Source organism: Bacteroidota bacterium, from assembly GCA_016195025.1.
Taxonomy (GTDB): Bacteria; Bacteroidota; Bacteroidia; order Palsa-948; family Palsa-948; genus Palsa-948.
In genome coordinates this window covers 1-4300 of the sequence record JACQAL010000063.1, presented here as the reverse complement: position 1 = coordinate 4300, position 4300 = coordinate 1, and the positions used below count along the sequence as shown (strand labels likewise).

Here is a 4300-nt window from a genome sequence, read left to right as displayed (position 1 = left end):
TTTGGATGTCTTTGGCTACGATCGGTTATCAAACGAATCAAACGCTCTATCAAGTAAAAACAGGATTGTTTAAACAGTTCCTTGTGCAACAACTCAGAACACCACTAACTCATTTTCACTAATCTTGCGAAAGTCCTATATACATTAAAAGTTGTATATAACGCGACCTATTGCACAGATGAGGTTTATGTGGCTGGCGGAACTTGGGTAAATAATCAAAATTACAATTACGTAACATTAAAATATGGGAGCACCATTATTTGCCTAGCCCCTCCTCCAAGATTAATGGGGCAAACTTCTGAAAATGATTTACAGGAGGAATTATATCCAAATCCATTTTCTTACAGCGCCATTATTAAACTAAATCCTGAAACTATTCATAATGGCGTTTTATCGATTTATGACATTACAGGAAAATTAGTTTCAAGTGTGCAAAATATCAATTCCAATACTATATTTCTTGAAAGGGGCGATTTAGGTAAGGGAATTTATTTCTATAAAATCAGTGAGGACGATAAAAACCTTGCTACAGGTAAATTTATTATTACGGATGAATAATAAAACCAAAAAAGCAGGAAGAAACAATAATTTGTTCTTTCCTGCTTTTATTATTACATTTGCGTAATGAAAAAATGTTTGCTTATTTTTTTATTCGCTTCCGGCATTTGTTTTTCTCCGGCTGCTTTCGCTCAAAAAAAGTGGCTGTCTGTAATTGATTATGGTATAAGTGCTGGCTGGAAAATGTATATAGACGGTCCTGTCCGAGTATTGTATCCTGACTCCTTATGGGACCCTACTGGCGGTGAGATATTGTATTTTGGCGGAGAATTCGATTCGCTTATATGGGATAGTAGTTCTGTGCATCATGCAATTTGCATGGGACCAGTATTATCGTGGTATTGGAATAATTCTTATTATCTGTCAGGAGGAGCACCGGACTGCCAGCCCTACCCCGACATCAACAAGGTAAACCCCTTACGCCCTTCTGTTTTTTCAGTGGCAAGGTTTCAGGATACTATGGGCGGGATTTGGTTTTCATGCGCGGGCAGGTTTAACTGGGGGAATTGCAGTGCGCCTGCAATGTCTGAATCATACGCAAATAATATTATGTTTTGTGAAGGAACCATAGCAAGCAGTATCAAGATGGGGGTTTATTCTTTTAATTATATGGATACTGTATTTGCAATTGATTTTTCAAAAACCCTGTGGAACGGGAATTGTTTTCCTTATATGTATACCTACATTGCGGCTCGTTGCGTATTTTGTAATGGCTCTACAAATAATGACAGTACAAGGTACATAGGTTTTTATAATCATTGTCCTAAACTCACTTTTAATTTCATGCAAGGCGGCACCACTGGTCCGGTGTATGCGATTAAAGTAATTGATACTTCTAATGTATACGCAGGAGGTTTGTTTGATTCGGCAGGCACAATTAAAGCAAACAACCTTGCAAAATGGAATGGCGCAAGTTGGGATTCGCTCGGCAGCGGAGTAAACGGAGTGGTAAAAACATTGCTTGCTTACAACGGCAAAATTTATGCAGGAGGAAATTTTACAACGGCAGGAGGCAATGCTGCAAATAATATTGCCGTATGGAACGGCAGCAGTTGGTCTGCGCTTGGAAGCGGAACAAACGGAACAGTATATGCGCTCACCATTCATAACGGTGACTTATACGCAGGCGGCTCATTCACGCAGGCAGGAGGAAATGCCGCAAGCAACCTTGCGCACTGGAATGGCACACAATGGAGCGATGTAGGCGGAGGAAGAAACGATGAAGTGTATGCGCTTGCCTCTTTCAAAGGAGATTTATACGCAGGAGGAAAATTTTCAGGAGGAACAAACGATACGGCAAAATATATTGCGAGATATACGGATACTACTCTAAATGCTCAATCCGCAATGCTCAATCCGCAATCCGCAATTCAAATTTCCCCCAACCCCACGAGCGGGCAGTTTCAAATACAAGTCGGCAATGGGCAGTCGGCAATGGGCAATGAATACAAAATAGAAATTTACAATGTGCTGGGAGAAAAAGTGACACAACGTGTCATTCCGAGCGCAGCGAGGAATCTCACCATTGACGTTTCTTCTCTGGAGCAGGGCATTTATTTTCTCGAACTCCAAACAGGCAGCAAAACCATGCGTGAAAAATTTGTGATTGCGGAATAACCCAAGCAACCAATACCAAGCAGGATGCGTCTTTAATCTGATACTTGCTGCTTTTATTATCTTTATGCAATGAAGAACTATTTCTGCATTTCCCTTATTTCCCTATTTCCCTATTTCCTTATTTCCTCTCATGCGCAGGTTACTTTTCACATGAATTACGGAGGCACAACTCCTACGGGGGCTAAATGTGCGAAGCAAACTGCAGATGAAGGATACATTATTGCGGGAAATTATGGATGGTCAGGTAATGCTTATTTACTCAAAACCGATTCAAACGGGACTTTGCTCTGGACAAAAATTTATAGCGGAGGGGGAGGGGAATTGCTTGAACAGACAAACGATGGAGGTTTGGCTCTCTTATCATCAACCCTGAATAATAATATTTATATGATTAAAACCGATTCAGACGGAAATATTCTTTGGTCAAAAACCTATGGTAATACGGCAGATAATTGGTCGGTTTCTTTCAGGCAAACATCCGACCATGGCTTTATTATTTTAACACGCAATTATGACAATCCGACTTTAGATAGTTTACATTGCCATTATTTGCTATGCCTGTTAAAAACAGATTCAGTGGGAAATGTACTATGGACAAGGGCTTGGGGCGATACGTTGAATTGTTTTTATGGCTCTTCCGTCAGGCAAACAACTGATAAAGGATTTGTTATTACAGGGAATTACCCAAACAACAGTGGTGAAGCTTTCTTACTTAAAACCGATTCTACAGGAAATTTTCAGTGGATGAAAACATACGGAAATACATCCGAGGATGCGGGCTCTGATGTCATTCAAAATTCGGAAGGAGATTTTGTTATTGCAGGATGGGTATTTCATCAACCTGCAGGTGTTGAAGGACCTTACCTTTTTAAAACCGATTCAAATGGAAACCTGCTTTGGTCTAAAACTGATAGCACATGCACAAGTTGTGGAGGGGGAAGTATCTCACAATTAAAGCAAACAAAAGACGGAGGATATATTATAGGTGCAAGTATTGTTACCAGTTATACAAATTATGATGAAGATGCCTCTTTCTTAAGAACAGACCCTGCTGGAAATTTACTCTGGGAAAAAGCTTATTATGGAACTTCAATGGGAGTAGGGTCGCAAAGTTGGGAAAATGCTCCCTCTATTGATTTTACAACAGATGGAGGATTTATTCTCGCATCAACAAATAATTATGGCCTTGGTCACTCATTTGTTTTTTTAATTAAAACGGACTCTGTTGGAAACAGCGGCTGTAAGGAATACACTCCAGATATCAAGCCGTCTGCCTTTACTACTTTTGTTTCGTCCGTAACGCCTCCGCCAGCTGTATGGAATGTAAACACATATACCATCACCCCAACCATCCAAAGTTATGGTGCGCAAACAACATATTGCTTTTATGGAACGGGAATAGAGGAAAATAATTCAGCAGGTGAAAATATTTCTGTTTCCCCCAACCCCACGAGCGGGCTGTTTCAAATACAAGTCGGCAATGGGCAGTCGGCAATGGGCAATGAATACAAAATAGAAATTTACAATGTGCTGGGAGAAAAAGTGACACAAAGTGTCATTCCGAGCGCAGCGAGGAATCTCACCATTGACGTTTCTTCTCTTGAGCAAGGAATTTATTTCCTGCAAGTAAAAACAGAGCAAGGAATAATTTCAAAAAAGATGGTGGTGGTGAAGTAAAGAGCAAGTCCGCCTTTTCTTTTATCTTTGCGTTGAATGAAAAAAATTTTCCTCCTCACATCTGCCATCTTACATCTTACATCTTACATCGTATCCGCCCAATCCCCCGCATACCTCTGGGCTCAACACGCGGGCGGAACTTCTTATGATGAGGGCAGAAGCATTGCAACGGATGCAAACGGAAATGTTCTCGTAACGGGTATTTTTCAAAGTTCCACCATCACTTTCGGAACAACCACTTTAACCAATGCAAATGCAGGTTATCCTGACATTTTTATTGTGAAATATGACGCAAGCGGAAATGTGCTCTGGGCAAAAAGCGCGGGCGGAACTTCTGCTGATTATGGCTACGGCATTGCAGCGGATGCAAACGGAAATGTTCTCGTAACGGGTTATTTTCTAAGTCCCGCCATCACTTTCGGAACAACCACTTTAACCAATGCAGGCG

At 40.8% G+C, this 4300-nt stretch carries 4 protein-coding genes; all 4 read left to right on the top strand.

What is annotated here, in order from left to right; all coding sequences use genetic code 11:
- The first annotated feature begins 189 nt into the window (after window positions 1-189).
- Window positions 190-558, top strand: coding sequence for a T9SS type A sorting domain-containing protein (locus HY063_12720; GenBank protein MBI3502646.1), 369 nt, complete (start codon window positions 190-192; stop codon window positions 556-558).
- Between the two features lie 66 nt (window positions 559-624).
- Complete coding sequence (locus HY063_12715) at window positions 625-2175, top strand: T9SS type A sorting domain-containing protein (GenBank protein MBI3502645.1); 1551 nt, start codon at window positions 625-627, stop codon at window positions 2173-2175.
- Between the two features lie 69 nt (window positions 2176-2244).
- Window positions 2245-3852, top strand: coding sequence for a T9SS type A sorting domain-containing protein (locus HY063_12710; protein MBI3502644.1), 1608 nt, complete (start codon window positions 2245-2247; stop codon window positions 3850-3852).
- Between the two features lie 36 nt (window positions 3853-3888).
- Window positions 3889-4300, top strand: a 412-nt coding sequence (locus HY063_12705; protein MBI3502643.1) for an SBBP repeat-containing protein, incomplete at its 3' end; no start/stop codon positions are given.